Raw genomic sequence first — 21008 nt, 5'->3', positions numbered from 1 at the left:
GTATGCAGCATCTGCAAAATACGCAACCACAAGAGAAGTCAGAGAGCGGGGAAGTGATTGTCCTGCCTCCGCTACAGGTTCGCCGTCGTGCGCCAGCGTTTACGCGTCGGATGAATGAGTTTTTACAGCGCGTCATCCCGGCGCTGCTCGGTCTCGGTCTGCTGGTGGTGCTCTGGCAGCTGGCGGCGATAAACAGTAAAGGTTTCCCGACGCCGCTCAGCACGCTCGATTCGGCCATGACCCTGTTTGCCGATCCGTTTTATCGCGACGGGCCAAACGATATGGGCATTGGCTGGAACGTGCTGGCGTCGTTGCAGCGCGTCGCCATCGGCTTCGGTCTGGCGGCGCTGGCGGGCATTCCGCTGGGCTTTTTGATTGGGCGCTTCACCTTTTTCTCCCGCATGTTCAACCCGCTGATCGCGCTCCTGCGTCCGGTCAGCCCGTTGGCCTGGCTGCCTATCGGCCTGCTGCTGTTCCAGAAAGCGGAGCCCGCGTCGAGCTGGACCATTTTCATCTGCTCCATCTGGCCGATGGTCATTAACACCGCCGAAGGGGTGCGCCGTATTCCGCAGGACTACCTCAACGTGGCCCGGGTGCTGCAACTCTCAGAGTGGACCATCATGCGCCGCATTCTTTTCCCCGCCGTGCTGCCTGCGGTGTTGACCGGGGTACGTCTCTCCATTGGCATTGCCTGGCTGGTGATTGTCGCCGCCGAGATGCTCACCGGAGGTTTAGGCATTGGCTTCTGGATCTGGAATGAGTGGAACAACCTCAACGTCGAAAACATTCTCATCGCCATCGTCATCATTGGCGTGGTCGGGTTGCTGCTGGAGCAGGGGCTGATGCTGATCGCCCGTCGCTTTAGCTGGCAGGAAAAATAAGGAGTGAAGATGAAACCTTTAATTCAGGTCCAGGCCGTGAGCCAGCGTTTTTCCACCGCCAGCGGCGAGTTTCTGGCACTGCAAAACGTCTCTTTTGATATCCACGAGGGCGAAACCGTCAGTCTGATTGGTCACTCCGGCTGCGGCAAGTCGACCCTGTTAAACCTGATCGCCGGGATCACGCTGCCGACGGAAGGCGGGCTGATTTGCGACAACCGCGAAATCGCCGGGCCGGGGCCTGAGCGTGCGGTAGTGTTCCAGAACCATTCGCTGCTGCCGTGGTTAACCTGCTTCGACAACGTGGCGCTGGCGGTGGATCAGGTCTTCCGTCGCACCATGAGTAAGGCCGAGCGCAAAGAGTGGATTGAGCACAATCTCGACCGGGTGCAGATGGGCCACGCGCTGCATAAGCGCCCCGGGGAGATCTCCGGCGGTATGAAGCAGCGCGTCGGTATTGCCCGGGCGCTGGCAATGAAGCCGAAAGTGCTGCTTATGGATGAGCCGTTTGGCGCGCTCGATGCGCTGACGCGTGCCCATCTTCAGGACTCGGTGATGCAGATCCAGCAGGCGCTGAACACCACCATCGTGCTCATCACCCACGATGTGGACGAGGCGGTACTGCTCTCTGACCGCGTACTGATGATGACCAACGGCCCGGCGGCCACCGTGGGTGAGATCCTGCGCGTCGATCTGCCGCGCCCGCGCAACCGGGTGCAGCTGGCGGACGATAGCCGCTATCACCATATGCGCCAGCAGATCCTCCATTTCCTCTACGAAAAACAGCCGAAAGCGGCGTAATGAGGGGGCACGATGCGACTGGTCATTATCGGTAATGGTATGGCGGCAACCCGGCTGATTGCATCGCTCACCGGGCGTGTGCCCGGTCGTTTTGCTATCACCGTCATCGGTGACGAGCCGGAGCAGGCGTACAACCGCATCCAGCTTTCGCCGGTGCTGAGTGGTGAAAAGCAGGCGGAGCACATCTGTCTGCACGATGAAGACTGGTACACGGCACGAGGCGTGACGGTGCTGCGAGGAGAAACGGTGCTCGCAGTAGACGTTAACGCGCGTAAAGTGCGTACCTCTTCTTGCACGCTGGGCTGGGATGCGCTGGTGTTTGCCACCGGGTCTACCCCTGTTGTGCCGCCGATCCCCGGCGGCGATGCGCCGCATGTGTTCACCTTTCGCACCCTGGCAGAGACCCGCGCCATCCGGAACCTCTCCGGTCCGGCGGTAGTGTTGGGCGGTGGCGTACTTGGCGTGGAAGCAGCGGCAGCGCTGGCGCGCAACGGTGACAACGTCACGCTTATCCATCGTGGTCCCTGGCTGATGGAACAGCAGCTGGATCAGCAGGCGGGACTGCTGCTTGAAGAGGCGCTGGCGGCGCGGGGTGTTAGCTGTGAATTCGCCTCTGGCATCGCGGCGATTAACGGCAAGAGCGTGACGCTACTCAACGGGCACAGCGTCACCGCCGCGCGCGTGGTGCTGGCCACGGGTGTACAACCCAACGTTGCGCTGGCAAAAGCCAGCGGCATTCACTGCGCGCGCGGCATCGTAGTGGATCAACAGATGCAAACCTCCGTGCCGGCTATCTACGCCATCGGCGAGTGCTGCGAAATTGACGGCCAGACATTTGGCCTGGTCGCCCCCTGTCTGGCGCAGGCGGATATTCTCGCCGCGCGGCTGGCCGGGGAGGTCACTGCGCCGTCTACCCGGACCGACAACGGCGTGCGTCTTAAGGTGACCGGCGTGGAGCTGTTCAGCCTCGGACGCGCGACGGCGCAGGCGGACGATGTGGTATGGAGTTCATGGGATCCGCTGACCCGTCACTATCGACGTTTACTGATCCATCAGGGGACGCTGGCTGGCGTGCTGCTGCTGGGTGACTGCCGCAGCGCGGCAACCTTTACCGATTTACTGGCAACGGCTGCGCCCGCCCACGCGGACTGGCTGTTCGATCGTTTCACAACGCAACCGCAGGTTGCAGGACAGAACGCTATGACAAAACCTACTCTGGTGGTGGTTGGGCACGGTATGGTCGGCCATCATTTCCTCGAAGACTGCGTTAACCGCAATTTGCATCAGCAGTATCAGATTATTGTTTTTGGCGAAGAGCGCTATGCGGCCTATGACCGCGTGCATCTGTCGGAATATTTTGGCGGACGCAGCGCGGACTCGCTCTCGCTGGTGGCGGGGGAGTTCTTTGCCGATAACGGTATAGAGCTGCGCCTCTCGCAGCAGATCGTCGCTATCGATCGTGATGCACACGTTGTGCGTACCGCCAGCGGCCATGAAACCCACTGGGATAAGCTGGTGCTGGCGACCGGCTCGTACCCGTTCGTACCGCCCGTTCCGGGCAGCGATCTGCCGGGTTGTTTTGTCTACCGCACCCTCGACGATCTGGACAACATTGCGGCCCATGCGGCAGGCTCTCGCCGCGGCGTGGTAATTGGCGGCGGCCTGCTGGGGCTGGAGGCGGCGAATGCGCTTAAGCAGCTAGGGCTGGAAACCCACGTGGTGGAGTTTGCGCCGAACCTGATGGCGGTGCAGCTCGACAGCGACGGTGCGGCAATGCTGCGCAGGAAAATTGAGGCGCTGGGCGTAGGGGTACACACCAGTAAATCGACGACGGAGATTGCCACCGCAGACGACGGGCTGGTGCTGCGCTTTGCCGATGGTGAACAGCTGGAAACGGACATGGTCGTCTTCTCTGCCGGTATTCGACCGCAGGACGCGCTGGCGCGCAGCAGCGGGCTGGCTATTGGCGAGCGCGGCGGGATCTGTATTGACGACGGCTGCCGGACCTCCGACCCGGACGTGCTTGCCATCGGGGAATGCGCGCTGTGGGAGGGGAAAATCTTTGGCCTGGTGGCCCCGGGCTACCAGATGGCGCGCGTGGCCGCCGCTGTGCTGGCGGGTGAGGAGAAGCGCTTCACCGGCGCGGATATGAGTACCAAACTCAAGTTGCTGGGTGTGGATGTGGCGTCGTTTGGCGATGCCCACGGGCGCACGCCGGGGGCGCTGAGCTACCAGTGGACGCACGGGCCGCAGCAAATCTACAAAAAAATTGTGGTCAGTCACGACAGCAAAACCCTGCTGGGTGGCGTGCTGGTGGGCGATGCCAGCGAATACGCCACGCTGGTGCAGATGATGCTTAACGGCATCAGTCTGCCAAAAGAGCCGGAAACGCTGATCTTACCCGCGTCGTCAGGCTGCACGCCGAAAGCGCTGGGCGTGGCGGCGCTGCCGGAAAGCGCGCAGATCTGTTCGTGTCATAACGTCAGCAAAGGGGATATCTGCCAGGCGGTAAGCGCGGGCGCAACGGATATCGGCGCCATTAAGCAGTGCACCAAAGCGGCGACCGGCTGCGGAGGCTGTAGCGCGCTGGTGAAGCAGGTGATGGAGTTCCAGCTTGCGGAGCAGGGCGTGGAGGTGAAAAAAGATATCTGTGAGCACTTCCCGTACTCGCGTCAGGAGATATACCACCTGGTGCGCGTCAACCATATCCGGACCTTCGACCAGCTTATCAGCCGTTACGGACAAGGGCACGGCTGTGAGATCTGTAAACCGCTGGTGGGATCAGTGCTGGCCTCCTGCTGGAACGAATACCTGCTGAAACCGGCGCATCTGCCGCTGCAGGACACCAACGACCGCTACTTTGCCAATATTCAGAAGGACGGAACGTATTCCATCGTGCCGCGCATGCCCGCCGGGGAAGTGACGGCCGACGGGCTGATCGCCATCGGCCAGATTGCGAAACGCTATAGCCTTTACAGCAAAATCACCGGCGGACAGCGTATTGACCTGTTTGGCGCCACGCTCGAACAGTTGCCGGAAATCTGGCAGGCGCTGGTGGAGGCCGGATTTGAGACCGGACATGCGTACGGGAAATCCCTGCGCACGGTGAAATCCTGCGTCGGGTCGACCTGGTGTCGCTATGGCGTGCAGGACTCCACCGGCCTTGCGGTCAAACTGGAGCATCGCTACAAGGGGTTACGTGCGCCGCACAAAATCAAAATGGCGGTCTCCGGCTGTACCCGTGAGTGCGCAGAGGCGCAGAGCAAAGACGTGGGGGTGATTGCCACGGACAAGGGCTGGAACCTTTATCTGTGCGGCAACGGCGGGATGAAGCCGCGCCACGCGGATCTCTTTGCCAGCGATCTGGACGACGAAACGCTGATCCGCACCGTTGACCGTTTCCTGATGTTCTACATTCGTACGGCAGATCGTCTGCAACGCACCAGTACCTGGATGGATAACCTGGAAGGCGGCCTCGACTATCTGCGCGAGGTGATCCTGAACGACAGCCTTGGGATCGCCCACGAGCTGGAGCAGGAGATGGCCCGGGTGGTGGAGACCTATCAGTGCGAATGGCAAACCACCCTCAACGATCCTGATCGCCTGGCGCTGTTCCGCACCGCGGTGAATGTCCCTGCCGCGGCGGAGAGCAAGCGCTGGCAGGAAATTTGCGGTATCAATGATATCCCCGAGCAGGCGGGCATCGGCGCGCGGCTTGGCCGAAAACCGATTGCGCTGTTCCGCTTTGGAACGTCCGTTTATGCCCTGGACGACCTGGAGCCGGGCAGCAGCGCGAACGTGCTTTCGCGCGGCATCCTTGGCGATGCAGTGGGCGAGCCGGTGGTGATTTCCCCGCTTTACAAGCAGCGCATACGTCTGCGCGATGGGTGTCAGGTGGAGAACGGCGAACCCGTGGTGCGCGCCTGGCCGGTAAAAATTGAAAACGGCAAGGTTTGGGTTGGAAGCCAAGAGCTGGTGATGCGTGCGGAGGCCTCATGACGGAAACCCGTACAACGTGCCCTTACTGCGGGGTGGGCTGCGGCGTGGTCGCCAGTGTGGAAGATGGCGCGGTAAGCGTTCGTGGGGATGAAACTCATCCGGCGAACTTTGGTCGCCTGTGCGTAAAAGGATCTGCCCTCGGGGAAACGACGGGGTTGCAGGGACGTCTGCTGCGCCCGGTTGTTGACGGCATGGAGGTGGCATGGCCGCAGGCGCTGGGTGAAGCGGGCGAGCGGCTACGGAAGATCATCAACGAATGGGGGCCGCAGGCGGTGGCGTTTTATGCCTCCGGCCAGCTGTTGACCGAGGATTACTATGCGGCCAACAAGCTGATGAAAGGCTTTATCGGGGCGGCGAACATTGATACCAACTCGCGGCTGTGCATGTCGTCGGCGGTGGTGGGCTACAAACGCGCCTTCGGTGAAGACATTGTGCCGTGCAGCTACGAGGACGTGGAAAACAGCGATCTGGTGGTACTCGTTGGCTCAAACGCGGCCTGGACGCATCCGGTGCTGTATCAGCGGCTGGTGCAGGCAAAACGCAGCAACCCGCAGATGAAAGTGGTCGTGATCGATCCGCGCAAAACCGCCACCTGCGATGTCGCTGACCTGCATCTGGCGCTTAAGCCCGGCAGCGACGCCGGGCTGTTTGTGGGGTTGCTCAATCTGATTCAGGGTAGCGGCGAGTGGCCGATTCCTCACGTGGCCGCGTTTTGCGATCTGCCTTCAGACGAGATTGGCACCTTCTACGACTGGTTTGTCACTGCGCCACGCGCGATCACGCTCTACACCATGGGGATCAACCAGTCCTCCAGCGGCAGCGACAAGTGTAACGCCATCATTAACGTGCATCTTGCCAGCGGGAAGTTCAACCGTTCGGGCTGCGGCCCGTTTTCGCTGACCGGACAGCCAAACGCCATGGGCGGGCGGGAAGTGGGGGGGCTGGCGAACCAGCTGGCGGCGCACATGAACTTCGAGCCGGACGATCTTTCGCGCGTGGCGCGTTTCTGGGGAACCGAGCGGCTGGCACAAACGCCGGGGCTGATGGCGGTAGAGCTGTTTGACGCGATTGCCCGCGGCGAGGTGAAGGCGGTGTGGATCATGGGCACCAATCCTGCCGTGTCACTTCCCGACAGCCACGCGGTGTGCCAGGCCCTGGCAGCCTGCCCGCTGGTTATAGTATCTGAGGTGATGCATGAGACGGACACCAGCCGGTTTGCTCATATCCGTTTTCCCGCCCTGGGCTGGGGCGAAAAAGACGGAACGGTGACCAATTCCGAGCGGCGTATTTCGCGCCAGCGCGCGTTTCTGCCTGCGCCGGGCGAGGCCAGACCGGACTGGTGGATCATCGCCCGGATCGCAGAGCAGCTCGGTTATGGCGATGCCTTCGCCTGGGAACACCCTCATGAGATATTTTGTGAACATGCGGCGCTGACGGCGTTTGAAAATAACGGCGAACGGGCGCTAAACCTGCGCGAACTGGCGTCGCTGTCGCGAGAGGCGTGGGACGAGCTGGCGCCTTATCAGTGGCATGCCGGTGATTTCCCGCAAAGAAATCTTGTACCGGTTGATCCTTTCTCACATGGGGCAGGCGTCGACGAATTGTACCCCTTGATACTGAATACCGGGCGGATCCGCGATCAGTGGCACACCATGACGCGCACGGGGTATGTTCCGCGCCTGATGCAGCATATCGATGAGCCTTTTATTGAGATGAACGCAACCGATGCGGCGCGCGCGGGGCTGACTGACGGCCAGCTGGCGCGGATAAGTTCCCCGCGCGGGGTCATGGTTGCCAGAGTACGTATCTCTACCGCACAGCGTGCGGGCGAGCTGTTTGCGCCGATGCACTGGAACGCGCAGTTTGCCCGGCAGGGGAAGGTCAACGCGCTGGTGGAAGGGCGGGTTGATGCCTGGTCCGGCCAGCCGGAGAGTAAACAAACCGCGGTGAGGATCCTGCCCTGGCTACCCGCCTGGCAGGGGGAGCTGTATGCCCGCGAGTTGCCAGCGCTGCCGCCGTCGGTATGCTGGTGGCGTAAAGCCTCACGTCTGACGGTGGCGGGGGAGCAGCCGTTGCTGTCGTGGGTCATGGCGTACGCCAGCGGTCGGGGCTGGCAGTTACAGGTGGCACAGACGGGAGAACGCAGCAGCGTGCTCGCCTGGCATCACGGCGAGCTGATGCTGGGCTACTGGGAGGGCCATACGCTGCCGGCGCTGGCGCATGCGTTTATTGAAGAAGCCTTTGCTGCTGCGCCCGTACAACTCGCTGAACGCCACGCGCTGCTGCACGGACAACGGCCGGGCGAAGATGCAGATCCCGGGCGAATTATCTGTAGCTGCTTTAGCGTGGGTGAAAATACGATACGTAAGGCGATAGCCGGAGGCTGTAATTCTGCCGCAGCGCTGGGCGTGAAGCTGCGTTGCGGTACGAACTGCGGCTCCTGCCTGCCGGAGCTGAAAGGGCTGTTGGGATAATAGTGTAAAGGCGTCAGGTGGCGGCTTCGCACCGGCACGAATTTGTAGGTCGGGTAAGGCGAAGCCGCCACCCGACAATTCTGTTCAGGATATTCCTGAAATTTCTGTTAAGACTGGTTTTCAGGGCTTATGGCGTTAACATAATAAGTGTTTGTTCATAAACACAGGTTCTGATTGACGACGTTGAAGGCTGTATCGTCCCGCATCCGTTTTTTGCTGTTACTCCCCCTTTTTACGGCTGGAGCCGTTCACGGTGCGCCGAAATCCTTCGTGCAGCAGGCGCAAAATCCGTTTGATAACAACGGCGATAGTCTGCCGGATCTCGGTATGGCGCAACCGACTACCGAAGGCGAAAAACACCTGGCTGAAATGGCAAAGGCCTTCGGTGAAGCCAGTATGATCGATAACGGCCTGACGGCCGGGCAGCAGGCGCGACAGTTCGCGTTTGGCAAGGTGCGGGATGCCGTCAGCGGGGAAGTCAACGAGCAGATTGAATCCTGGCTTTCCCCCTGGGGTAACGCCAATGTCAATGTACTGGTGGATGACGACGGTAACTTTAACGGCAGCAGCGGAAGCTGGTTTATCCCCTGGAACGACAACACCCGCTATCTGAGCTGGAGCCAGCTTGGCCTGACGCAGCAGACAGACGGGCTGGTGAGCAACGTCGGGATCGGGCAGCGCTGGGTTGCCGGAAACTGGCTGCTGGGCTACAACACTTTTTACGACAACCTGCTGGAAGACAACCTGCAACGTGCCGGACTGGGCGCAGAGGCGTGGGGCGAAAACCTTCGCCTGTCGGCCAATTACTACCAGCCGTTCGCTGGCTGGCAGCCGCGTTCCGACATCCGGGAGCAGCGCATGGCGCGCGGGTACGACGTAACGGCCAAAGCCTGGCTTCCCTGGTTTCATCACCTTAACACCAGCGTCAGCTTTGAACAGTATTTTGGCGATAACGTCGATCTGTTTAACAGCGGTACGGGGTATCACAACCCGGTTGCGGTCAACCTGGGGCTGAACTATACCCCCGTTCCGCTGGTCACCCTGACGGCTGCCCATAAGCAGGGGGAGAGCGGCGTTAGCCAGAATAACCTCGGGCTGAAGCTCAACTATCGCTTTGGCGTGCCGCTGGCGAAACAGCTTTCCGCCGGGGAAGTGGCGGCGACGCGCTCGCTGCGGGGCAGCCGCTATGATTCACCTGAGCGTGATAATCTGCCCGTGATGGAATTCCGTCAGCGTAAAACCCTCTCGGTCTATCTGGCCACGCCGCCGTGGGATCTTAAGCCAGGCGAAACTGTGATGCTGAAGCTGCAAATTCGCAGCACGCACGGTATCCGTCAGATCCACTGGCTGGGTGATACCCAGGCGCTCAGCCTGACCTCACCGGCAAACAGCAACAGCAGCGATGGCTGGAGCATAATCATGCCCGCCTGGAACGACGCGGAAGGGGCGAAAAACGAATGGCGGCTTACGGCCGTGGTGGAAGATAAGGATGGGCAGCGTGTCTCCTCCAATGAGATCACGCTTTCCGTGGTGCAACCGCTCGTCGCAATGCCTGCCGACGATCCACGGTGGAAGTTGCTGCCGGATGAGTAAGTTAAAAAATGCGCTCCTGATGCACCCAGACGGCGGCTTCGACGCGGGATTTTAACTTCATTTTCTTCAGCATGTGTTTGACATGCACTTTGACCGTGCTCTCGGTGATGTCCAGACGGCGGGCGATCATTTTGTTCGGCAGACCCTGAGCAATCAGCTTCAGAATGTCGCGCTCGCGCGGGGTCAACTGGCTGACGTCACGGTCAGACGTGGCGCGGTTCGCACGCAGGCTGGCGGCCAGTACCGGCGTTAACGCTTCACTCAGCACCATCTCGCCTGCGGCAGCCTGTTGCAGCGCCTTGAGCAGATCTTCCGGCTCCATATCTTTCAGCAGATAGCCGTCTGCCCCCCGCTTGAGGGCGGTGACCACGTCTTCTTCATGGTTTGAGACGCTGAAGACCACCACCCGGCCAGAGAGGGATTTCTCCCGCAGCTTGTCGAGGGTTTCCAGGCCATTCATGCCCGGCATGTTGAGATCGAGCAAGATCAAATCAGGATCGAGCGATTCGGCAAGTTCAATACCCTGTTCGCCGTTGCTGGCTTCCCCGACGACGGTGATATCGGGCGCCATGCTGACAAGCTGTTTAACGCCAGTGCGCAGCATCGGATGATCGTCAATCAACAGGATAGATGCCGGTTCCTGATTAGTCATGGTTTTCTCCTTGAGCAGTTATGAGGGGCTTTTCGGGTATAAAGGTGACCACGACTTCGGTGCCACCTGACTCTCCCCGGCGAACCTGGCAATCACCGCGCAGGCTTTGCGCGCGGTCTCGCATGATGATTAAACCATAATGGTTCGTTCGTTCGGCATTTTCCGGCACGCCGCGGCCGTTATCCTGAACCCTGAGCTTCACCTGATTATCCTGGCAGCTGACGGTGACCGTGACGGCCGTCGCCTCGGCATGCTTGAGCACGTTGCTCAGGGCTTCACGGGCAATTTGCAGCAGATGGATCGCCTGGTGAGAGGGGACAAAACGCGGTGGCAACTGGTAATCCAGCTTCACCGGGAAGCCCAGCCGGGCACTAAACTCCTGACAGCTGGACTCCAGCGCAGGGCGTAGCCCCGGCTCGGTGAGCTGTAAACGGAAGGTGGTCAGCAGCTCGCGAAGCTGAATCCACGAGGTGTTAAGCTCGTTGCGGATCTGGCTGAGCAGCTGTTTGCTGCTCTCGGGCATGCCTTCGTCCTGCATTTGCAGGCAACTCACCTGCATCTTCATGCAGGAGAGGGACTGGGCGATGGAGTCGTGCAGCTCGCGAGCGATGGTGGCGCGCTCCTCCATCACGATCAGCTGCTGCTGTTTTTCCTGGTGACGGTCGAGCGCCAGCGTGGCCGTGAGCTGCTCTACAAGAGTATCGACCAGCTGCTGCTGGTCGTGGCTCAGGTGACGTCCGGCGGGCAGGGTGGCCAGCAAAATACCGTACTGGGTATGGCTGTCCATCAGCCGCCACTTGAGGGTCGTGCCGCTGGTGGTAAGCGGCGGCAAGCCGCGCGGGCAAAGATGACACCCTTTATCGTCGCAGGAGATGTCCGACTGACAGGTAAATTCCTGATGGTTTTCCTCATCTTCAACGTCGTAAACCCGTAGCTCAAGATCGTGGAGCAGAGTCAGGTTTTGCAGGCCGTTCAGTACCGGCGAGAGACGCTCGCAAAGCGGTACCTGCATATGCAGGCGACGGTTCGCCTGCCAGAGGAAAGAGAGGATCTCATTTTTCTGCTCAAGCCCGGCGGTTTTCTCCTGAACGCGTTTTTCCAGTATCGCGTAGCTTTCAGATAGCTCCGCCGACATGGTGTTGAGCGCCTCGCCGAGCATCGCCATTTCGTTGCGCCCGCTGATGTGCGTGCGTTGGGTAAAATCGCGCTGTGTGACGGCGCGGGCCATCGCCAGGAGTTGCTTCCAGGGGTTAAGCAACCGCGCGCGCAGCCAGATAACCGTGAAAATCAGCAGCAAACCCATAAACAGCGCCATTGCGCGGTGAACCATCACCACGCGGTCAATGCGTAACTCTGTGGTGCGATCGAACGAGGAGACGAGATGATCGATGCGTGACACAAACCCGGCGACATCCTGGGCGACCGTTTCCCGGTCTTCCGCCCGCTTTAACCCGGGCTCCAGCTGGGTATGCCAGTAGCCCTGAAGCGCCTTAAGCTGAGATTGCTGGCCGTCACGGATGGCGGCTCTTTCCAGTTCAGGGCTGAATGCGGTACGCTCCATTTCGTCGATAAGCGGTTGGTCAGCCTGCGTCAGCGGCACCGACGCCAGCAGCCGGTAACTCTGCATACGTAGCGAGCCTGCCTCGTTGATGGCATGCGCATTACCCTGCACACCCTGTACCAGCCAGCCAGAAATAGCCATGCCGGTCACACCGATAGCGGTGGACAGCAGAACAATAAGCGCCAGCTGGTTAACCAGCGTCAGCGGAGATAAACATCTTTTTAACATAGAGTTGCCGGGCTCCTGACGTGACCTGATTGCAGGAATGGCGCTATTCTGGTGCATACCCTGGAGTATACCCATACCAATAAAGGATTACCTCTAAATTGCCAGACAGGTAACGGTTAGTGGGTGGACGAAGCAGGGATGCGTCAGCACCGTGAAAAACCACACCTTTTTTACGTTTTGCATCTACTCATTAAGAGTGATGGCTTTTTTTTCGCCGCAAAACCTCCCACTTTTCCTTTGATTTATATCAACTTACCGCCGCCCTAAAGCCCTAATGTTTGCAGCATCATTCGAGAATCAGAGGTGTCTATGAGTCACTCTTCCGCTCCCGAAAGGGAAACTGGTGCCGTTATTACAGACTGGCGTCCAGAGGATCCGGCGTTCTGGCAACAGCGCGGCCACCGTATAGCAAGTCGTAATCTGTGGATTTCCGTGCCATGTCTGTTACTGGCGTTTTGCGTCTGGATGTTGTTCAGTGCGGTTGCGGTTAACCTGCCAAAAGTGGGTTTTACCTTTACCACCGATCAGCTATTTATGTTGACTGCATTGCCGTCGCTTTCAGGCGCACTGCTGCGCGTTCCTTACGCGTTTATGGTGCCGGTCTTTGGTGGTCGTCGCTGGACGGCTTTCAGTACCGGGATCATGATCGTGCCGTGCGTGTGGCTCGGTTTTGCGGTGCAGGATACCTCTACACCGTTTAGCGTGTTCGTGATTATCTCTCTGCTGTGCGGCTTTGCGGGGGCGAACTTTGCGTCCAGTATGGCAAACATCAGCTTCTTCTTCCCGAAAGCGAAGCAGGGTGGTGCGCTGGGCATTAACGGCGGTCTGGGTAACATGGGCGTGAGCGTGATGCAGCTGATTGCTCCGCTGGCGATCTCGGTCTCCATCTTTGCGGCGTTTGGCGGCGGCGGTGTGACGCAGCCCGACGGTTCAGTGCTGTTCCTGCAAAATGCCTCCTGGATTTGGGTACCGTTCCTGGTGGTCTTTACCCTAGCGGCATGGTTCTTCATGAACGACCTGTCCGCGTCCAAAGCGTCCCTGAGCGAGCAGCTGCCGGTTCTGAAACGTGGCCACCTGTGGGTAATGGCACTGCTGTATCTGGCGACCTTCGGCTCGTTCATCGGTTTCTCCGCAGGCTTTGCCATGCTGTCGAAAACCCAGTTCCCGGACGTACAGATCCTTCAGTTTGCCTTCTTCGGTCCGTTTATTGGCGCGCTGGCACGTTCGCTGGGCGGGATGATCTCCGACCGTCTGGGCGGAACGCGCGTTACGCTGGTGAACTTTGTATTGATGGCCATCTTCTGTGCACTGCTGTTCCTGACGCTGCCTGCGGGTGGTGAGGGAGGTAACTTCTTTGCCTTCTTCGGCGTCTTCATGGTGCTGTTCCTGACCGCCGGGCTGGGCAGTGCGTCTACTTTCCAGATGATCTCTGTCATCTTCCGCAAGCTGACCATGGACCGCGTGAAAGCGCAGGGCGGGAGCGACGAGCAGGCGATGCGTGAAGCCGCCACCGATACTGCTGCGGCGCTTGGGTTTATCTCTGCGATTGGCGCGATTGGCGGCTTCTTTATTCCAAAAGCGTTCGGTATCTCACTGGATCTGACCGGCTCTCCGGCGGGTGCGATGAAGGTATTCCTCGTCTTCTATATCGCCTGTGTGGTTATCACCTGGCTGGTATATGGCCGTAATACCAAGAAAAACAAGTAAGCTTGATTATCCGTTTGCGCGGCCTGAGTGCCGCGCTTTTTTTAATCGCTTAATAGTTACAACATACTAATAGCGTTTCCCGTAGTCGCACGCAGGTAACGCTGTGATCGCCATCGCTTTACAGGTGTCTCTACCCCTTAATACCTTAGATGTTAAATTTTGCTCCACTTATTGTACGATAAATAAAATATATCCATATAAATCATTAAGTTAAAAAATATTAACAGCTACCGCTTTGGTGGTATTTGATCTAATCCCCCCCACAGAGACCCCCCTCCGTCTTGATCGTTATCAATTCTCACCATCTTTCATAGCGTTACCTTCGCTGCAAATCAGCAATGTCGATTTAGAGAGCCACAGGCTCCACACAGGAGATACCCGATGAGCAAATTTTTGGACCGGTTTCGCTACTTCAAACAGAAGGGTGAAACTTTTGCCGATGGGCACGGCCAGGTTCTGGATACCAACCGGGACTGGGAAGACGGTTACCGTCAACGCTGGCAGCATGACAAAGTTGTCCGTTCTACCCACGGTGTAAACTGCACTGGCTCATGTAGCTGGAAGATTTTCGTTAAAAACGGTCTGGTGACCTGGGAAATGCAGCAGACCGACTATCCGCGTACCCGTCCGGATATGCCGAACCATGAACCGCGCGGCTGCCCGCGTGGGGCCAGCTACTCCTGGTATCTCTACAGCGCCAACCGTTTGAAATACCCGCTGATGCGTAAACGCCTGATGAAAATGTGGCGTGAAGCGAAAGTGCAGCACAGCGATCCGGTTGATGCCTGGGCATCCATCATCGAGGACGCCGACAAAGCGAAAAGCTTCAAACAGGCGCGTGGTCGCGGTGGTTTCGTTCGTTCTTCCTGGAAAGAGGTGAACGAGCTGATTGCGGCCTCCAACGTCTATACCGTGAAAACTTACGGTCCTGACCGCGTGGCAGGCTTCTCGCCAATCCCGGCAATGTCGATGGTCTCTTACGCCTCCGGCGCGCGCTACCTTTCACTTATCGGCGGTACCTGTCTGAGCTTCTACGACTGGTACTGCGACCTGCCGCCAGCGTCGCCGCAGACCTGGGGCGAACAGACCGACGTGCCGGAGTCCGCTGACTGGTACAACTCCAGCTACATCATCGCCTGGGGCTCTAACGTTCCGCAGACCCGTACCCCTGATGCGCACTTCTTTACCGAAGTACGTTACAAAGGGACCAAAACCGTTGCCGTGACCCCGGACTACGCCGAAATCGCCAAACTGTGCGACCTGTGGCTGGCACCGAAACAGGGTACTGATGCCGCCATGGCGCTGGCGATGGGCCACGTCATGTTGCGTGAATTCCACCTCGACAAGCCAAGCCAGTATTTCACCGATTACGTGCGTCGCTACACCGACATGCCAATGCTGGTGATGCTTGAAGAGCGTGACGGCTATTACGCCGCTGGCCGTATGCTGCGTGCTGCGGATCTTGTGGACGCGCTGGGTCAGGAAAACAACCCGGAGTGGAAAACGGTCGCCTGCAACAGCAACGGCGAGCTGGTGGCGCCAAACGGTTCTATCGGCTTCCGCTGGGGAGAAAAAGGCAAATGGAACCTGGAACAGCGTAACGGCACCACGGGTGAAGAGACAGAACTTCGCCTCAGCATGCTGGGCAGCCAGGACGAAATCGCCGATGTCGGCTTCCCGTACTTTGGTGGTGAAGGTTCCGAGCACTTCAACAAGGTTGAGCTGCAAAACGTTCTGATGCACAAACTGCCGGTTAAGCGCCTGCAACTGGCGGACGGTTCTACCGCTCTGGTCACTACGGTCTACGATCTGACCATGGCGAACTATGGCCTGGAGCGCGGTCTGAACGACGAAAACTGCGCGACCAGCTATGACGACGTGAAGGCTTATACACCAGCCTGGGCGGAGCAGATCACCGGTGTGCCACGCGCCCAAATCACCCGTATCGCCCGCGAATTTGCGGAAAACGCAGACAAAACTCACGGTCGCTCCATGATCATCGTCGGTGCCGGTCTGAACCACTGGTATCACCTCGATATGAACTATCGCGGCCTGATCAACATGCTGATCTTCTGCGGCTGCGTCGGGCAGAGCGGCGGCGGCTGGGCGCACTACGTGGGCCAGGAAAAACTGCGTCCGCAGACCGGCTGGCAGCCGCTGGCGTTTGCCCTTGACTGGCAGCGTCCGGCTCGTCACATGAACAGCACCTCCTACTTCTATAACCACTCCAGCCAGTGGCGCTACGAGACGGTGACCGCGCAGGAGCTGCTGTCGCCGATGGCGGATAAATCCCGCTACAGCGGCCATCTGATTGACTTCAACGTGCGCGCTGAACGCATGGGCTGGCTGCCGTCTGCACCGCAGTTGGGCACTAACCCGCTGCGCATTGCGGAAGCGGCGAAGAAAGCGGGCATGTCACCGGTGGACTACACCGTGAAATCGCTGAAGGATGGCTCAATCCGTTTTGCGGCAGAACAGCCTGAGAACGGCAAAAACCATCCGCGTAACCTGTTCATCTGGCGCTCCAACCTGCTGGGTTCGTCCGGTAAAGGCCATGAGTACATGCTGAAATACCTGCTCGGTACCGAAAACGGTATTCAGGGTAAGGATCTCGGCAAGCAGGGCGGCGTGAAGCCAGAAGAAGTTGAATGGAAAGACAACGGTCTGGACGGCAAGCTGGATCTGGTGGTAACGCTGGACTTCCGTCTGTCCAGTACCTGCCTGTACTCCGATATCGTGCTGCCTACCGCCACCTGGTACGAAAAAGACGACATGAATACGTCGGATATGCATCCGTTTATTCATCCGCTGTCTGCGGCCGTTGACCCGGCGTGGGAATCAAAAAGCGACTGGGAAATCTATAAAGACATCGCGAAGAAATTCTCCGAAGTCTGTGTAGGGCACCTGGGCAAAGAGACCGACGTGGTGACGCTGCCAATCCAGCACGACTCCGCTGCCGAACTGGCGCAGCCGCTTGACGTGAAGGACTGGAAAAAAGGCGAATGCGACCTGATCCCGGGCGTGACCGCGCCGCACATTATTCCGGTTGAACGTGATTACCCGGCAACGTACGAGCGCTTTACCTCTATCGGTCCGCTGATGGAGAAGATCGGTAACGGCGGTAAAGGCATCGCCTGGAATACCCAGAGCGAAATGGACCTGCTGCGCAAGCTCAATTACACCAAAGCAGACGGCCCGGCCAAAGGCCAGCCAATGCTGAACACGGCAATTGATGCAGCGGAAATGATCCTGACCCTGGCACCGGAAACCAATGGCCACGTGGCGGTGAAAGCGTGGGCGGCTCTGAGTGAATTTACCGGCCGTGACCATACGCATCTGGCGAAGAATAAAGAAGAAGAGAAAATCCGCTTCCGCGATATTCAGGCTCAGCCGCGCAAGATTATCTCCAGCCCGACCTGGTCTGGCCTCGAAGATGAACATGTGTCCTATAACGCCGGATACACCAACGTTCACGAGCTGATCCCATGGCGCACGCTCTCTGGCCGTCAGTCTCTGTATCAGGATCACCAGTGGATGCGTGACTTCGGTGAAAGCCTGCTGGTTTACCGGCCGCCAATCGATACCCGCTCCGTGAAAGCGGTGATGGGGGCGAAATCAAACGGTAACCCTGAGAAGGCGCTGAACTTCCTGACGCCGCATCAGAAGTGGGGTATCCACTCCACCTACAGCGACAACCTGCTGATGCTGACGCTGTCACGCGGGGGGCCGATCGTCTGGATGAGCGAAGCGGACGCCAAAGATCTGGGTATCGAAGATAACGACTGGATCGAAGTGTTCAACAGCAACGGTGCCCTGACGGCACGTGCGGTGGTGAGCCAGCGTGTACCAGCCGGGATGACCATGATGTACCACGCGCAGGAACGTATCGTTAACCTGCCGGGTTCAGAGATCACCGAGCAGCGCGGCGGTATTCACAACTCTGTGACCCGTATTACGCCGAAACCGACGCATATGATCGGCGGCTATGCCCAGCTGGCCTACGGCTTTAACTACTACGGCACTGTAGGATCAAACCGCGATGAGTTCGTGGTGGTACGTAAGATGAAGAATATTAACTGGTTAGATGGCGAAGGTAATGACCAGGTACAGGAGAGCGTAAAATGAAAATTCGTTCACAAGTCGGCATGGTGCTGAATCTGGATAAATGCATCGGCTGTCATACCTGCTCAGTCACCTGTAAAAACGTCTGGACCAGCCGTGAAGGTATGGAGTACGCCTGGTTCAACAACGTGGAAAGTAAGCCGGGCACCGGCTTCCCGACCGACTGGGAAAACCAGGAGAAGTGGAAGGGCGGCTGGATCCGTAAAATCAACGGCAAACTGCAACCGCGCATGGGTAACCGTGCGATGCTGCTCGGTAAAATCTTTGCTAACCCGCATCTGCCGGGCATCGAAGATTACTACGAGCCGTTTGATTACGACTATCAGAACCTGCACAACGCGCCGGAAAGCAAACACCAGCCGATCGCCCGTCCTCGCTCGCTGATCACCGGTAAGCGCATGGACAAAATTACCAGCGGTCCAAACTGGGAGGAAATTCTGGGCGGCGAGTTCGAAAAACGCGCCAAAGACCAGAACTTCGAGAACATGCAGAAGGCGATGTACGGCCAGTTCGAAAACACTTTCATGATGTATCTGCCGCGCCTGTGCGAACACTGCCTTAACCCGGCGTGCGTGGCGACCTGCCCAAGCGGCGCCATCTACAAGCGTGAAGAAGATGGCATTGTGCTGATCGACCAGGACAAGTGCCGCGGCTGGCGTATGTGCATCACCGGCTGCCCGTACAAAAAAATCTACTTTAACTGGAAGAGCGGTAAGTCTGAGAAGTGTATCTTCTGCTACCCGCGTATCGAAGCCGGTATGCCGACCGTCTGCTCAGAGAGCTGCGTAGGGCGTATCCGCTACCTCGGCGTGCTGCTGTACGACGCGGATGCGATTGAAAATGCCGCAAGCACCGAGAGCGAGAAAGATCTGTATCAGCGTCAGCTGGACGTCTTCCTCGATCCGAACGATCCGAAGGTGATCGAGCAGGCGCTGAAAGACGGTATTCCGCAGAGCGTGATTGACGCCGCACAGCAGTCCCCGGTGTACAAAATGGCGATGGACTGGAAGCTGGCGCTGCCGCTGCACCCGGAATACCGCACGTTGCCGATGGTCTGGTACGTGCCGCCGCTGTCTCCGATTCAGTCTGCGGCTGACGCAGGTGAACTGGGCAGCAACGGCATTCTGCCGGACGTGGAAAGCCTGCGTATTCCGGTTCAGTATCTGGCCAACCTGCTCACCGCAGGGGATACCCAGCCGGTGCTGCTGGCGCTGAAACGTATGCTGGCGATGCGTCACTTCAAACGTGCGGAAACCGTTGACGGCGTTAACGATACCCGCGCGCTGGAAGAGGTCGGCCTGACCGAAGCGCAGGCGCAGGAGATGTACCGCTATCTGGCAATCGCTAACTACGAAGATCGTTTCGTGGTGCCGAGCAGTCACCGCGAGCTGGCTCGCGAGGCCTTCCCGGAGAAAAGTGGGTGTGGCTTTACCTTTGGCGACGGTTGCCACGGGTCAGACAGCAAATTCAACCTGTTCAACAGCCGCCGCATTGACGCGATGGATGTGACCAGCAAAACGGAGCCGCACCAATGATTGAACTCGTCATTGTTTCGCGTCTGCTCGAGTACCCTGATGCTGCGCTTGTGCAGCATCAACAGGAACTCTTTGATGCACTCGCGTCATCTGAAAACCTGGATAAAGAGGATGCCCAGACGCTGGGCATTTTCCTCCGCGACCTGCTGGCGCGCGATCTTCTTGATGCGCAGGCGGACTACAGCCAGCTGTTTGACCGTGGTCGTGCCACGTCTCTATTGCTGTTCGAACACGTTCACGGTGAATCCCGCGACCGTGGTCAGGCGATGGTGGATCTGATGGCCCAGTACGAGCAGCACGGTTTGCAACTCGACAGCCGCGAGCTGCCGGATCACCTGCCTCTGTACCTGGAATATCTGGCGCAGCTGCCGAAAGAGGAAGCGCTGGGCGGGTTGCAGGACATCGCTCCCATTCTGGCGTTGCTCGGCGCACGTCTCCAGCAACGTGAGAGCAATTATGCAGTCCTGTTCGATCTGCTGGTGAAACTGGCTAACGCCTCGGTTGACAGTCAAAAAGTGGCGGAAAAAATTGCGGATGAAGCCCGTGACGACACCCCACAAGCACTGGATGCCGTCTGGGAAGAAGAGCAGGTGAAATTCTTTGCTGACCAGAGCTGTGGCGAATCTGAAATCTCCGCGCATCAGCGTCGTTTTGCCGGAGCGGTGGCTCCGCAATATTTGAATATCTCTAACGGAGGACAGCACTAATGCACTTCCTGAATATGTTCTTCTTTGACATTTACCCGTATATCGCGGGCACCGTGTTCCTGGTGGGAAGCTGGCTGCGTTATGACTATGGCCAGTACACCTGGCGTGCTGCCTCCAGCCAGATGCTGGATCGTAAAGGGATGAACCTGGCGTCAAACCTGTTCCACATCGGGATTTTGGGTATTTTCGCCGGTCATTTCCTGGGGATGCTGACGCCGCACTGGATGTACGAAGCGTGGCTGCCGATTGAAGTGAAGCAGAAGATGGCGATGCTCGCCGGTGGCGCCTGCGGCGTGATGACCCTGGTGGGTGGGCTGCTGCTGCTGAAACGCCGTCTGTTCAGCCCACGCGTGCGGGCTACCACGACCGGAGCGGACATCCTGATCCTCTCCCTGCTGATGGTGCAGTGTGCGCTGGGTCTGCTGACCATTCCATTCTCTGCGCAGCATATGGACGGCAGCGAGATGATGAAGCTGGTGGGATGGGCGCAGTCTGTCGTGACCTTCCGCGGTGGTGCCTCTGAGCATCTGGACGGCGTGGCGTTCATCTTCCGCGTTCACCTGGTGCTGGGTATGACCCTGTTTGTGCTGTTCCCGTTCTCTCGCCTGGTGCACATCTGGAGTGCGCCGGTGGAGTACCTGACGCGCAAATATCAGATCGTGCGTGCTCGTCGCTGATTCGCTGTATTGATACAACCCCGCATTTGCGGGGTTTTTTTTGTCCTGGAACCAGGGTTTCGTGCGGATGCCGG

General features: G+C 58.6%; 12 protein-coding genes. 10 read left to right on the top strand and 2 right to left on the bottom strand.

The annotated features are described in order from the left end of the window. The first annotated feature begins 2 nt into the window (after positions 1-2). The 5 genes from ntrB (at position 3) to BFV65_RS11780 (ending at position 9745) form a co-directional block, all read left to right on the top strand. Positions 3-881 (top strand): nitrate ABC transporter permease, encoded by an 879-nt coding sequence (gene ntrB, locus BFV65_RS11800; RefSeq protein ID WP_022648369.1) that lies wholly within the window; start codon positions 3-5, stop codon positions 879-881. Positions 882-890: 9 nt separating this feature from the next. Further along, positions 891-1679, top strand: coding sequence for an ABC transporter ATP-binding protein (locus BFV65_RS11795; protein WP_042715167.1), 789 nt, complete (start codon positions 891-893; stop codon positions 1677-1679). Positions 1680-1691: 12 nt separating this feature from the next. Then, positions 1692-5678, top strand: a complete 3987-nt coding sequence (gene nirB, locus BFV65_RS11790; RefSeq protein ID WP_081330547.1) for a nitrite reductase large subunit NirB — start codon at positions 1692-1694, stop codon at positions 5676-5678. Next, complete coding sequence (locus BFV65_RS11785) at positions 5675-8152, top strand: nitrate reductase (RefSeq protein WP_069596677.1); 2478 nt, start codon at positions 5675-5677, stop codon at positions 8150-8152. Before nirB ends, BFV65_RS11785 begins: the two co-directional genes overlap by 4 nt. Before the next feature lie 174 nt (positions 8153-8326). Beyond that, positions 8327-9745, top strand: coding sequence for a YchO/YchP family invasin (locus tag BFV65_RS11780; RefSeq protein WP_023306424.1), 1419 nt, complete (start codon positions 8327-8329; stop codon positions 9743-9745). A 1-nt stretch (position 9746) separates the two neighbouring features. Here BFV65_RS11780 and narL read toward each other — a convergent pair whose 3' ends face one another. Further along, positions 9747-10397, bottom strand: coding sequence for a two-component system response regulator NarL (narL, locus tag BFV65_RS11775; RefSeq protein ID WP_003856701.1), 651 nt, complete (start codon positions 10395-10397; stop codon positions 9747-9749). Further along, positions 10390-12186: a nitrate/nitrite two-component system sensor histidine kinase NarX gene (gene narX, locus BFV65_RS11770; RefSeq protein WP_069596676.1), complete on the bottom strand. Its 1797-nt coding sequence runs from the start codon at positions 12184-12186 to the stop codon at positions 10390-10392. Before narX ends, narL begins: the two co-directional genes overlap by 8 nt. Before the next feature lie 309 nt (positions 12187-12495). Between narX and BFV65_RS11765 the strand changes: the two genes are divergently transcribed. The 5 genes from BFV65_RS11765 (at position 12496) to narI (ending at position 20934) form a co-directional block, all read left to right on the top strand. Continuing rightward, positions 12496-13893 (top strand): NarK family nitrate/nitrite MFS transporter, encoded by a 1398-nt coding sequence (locus BFV65_RS11765; protein WP_022648363.1) that lies wholly within the window; start codon positions 12496-12498, stop codon positions 13891-13893. 381 nt (positions 13894-14274) lie between these two features. Next, complete coding sequence (locus BFV65_RS11760; RefSeq protein ID WP_023300281.1) at positions 14275-18018, top strand: nitrate reductase subunit alpha; 3744 nt, start codon at positions 14275-14277, stop codon at positions 18016-18018. Beyond that, entirely contained in the window at positions 18015-19550 is a 1536-nt protein-coding gene (gene narH, locus BFV65_RS11755; RefSeq protein ID WP_069596675.1) for a nitrate reductase subunit beta, read from the top strand. Before BFV65_RS11760 ends, narH begins: the two co-directional genes overlap by 4 nt. Next, positions 19547-20257, top strand: coding sequence for a nitrate reductase molybdenum cofactor assembly chaperone (gene narJ, locus BFV65_RS11750; RefSeq protein WP_022648360.1), 711 nt, complete (start codon positions 19547-19549; stop codon positions 20255-20257). The genes narH and narJ overlap by 4 nt, the downstream gene beginning before the upstream one ends. Then, positions 20257-20934, top strand: a complete 678-nt coding sequence (gene narI / locus BFV65_RS11745) for a respiratory nitrate reductase subunit gamma (RefSeq protein WP_022648359.1) — start codon at positions 20257-20259, stop codon at positions 20932-20934. The genes narJ and narI overlap by 1 nt, the downstream gene beginning before the upstream one ends. Positions 20935-21008: the final 74 nt, after the last annotated feature.

Origin of the sequence: Enterobacter hormaechei subsp. hoffmannii, assembly GCF_001729745.1 — a bacterium.
GTDB classification, from domain to species: Bacteria; Pseudomonadota; Gammaproteobacteria; order Enterobacterales; family Enterobacteriaceae; genus Enterobacter; species Enterobacter intestinihominis.
This window is presented reverse-complemented; position numbering and strand designations above follow the sequence as displayed.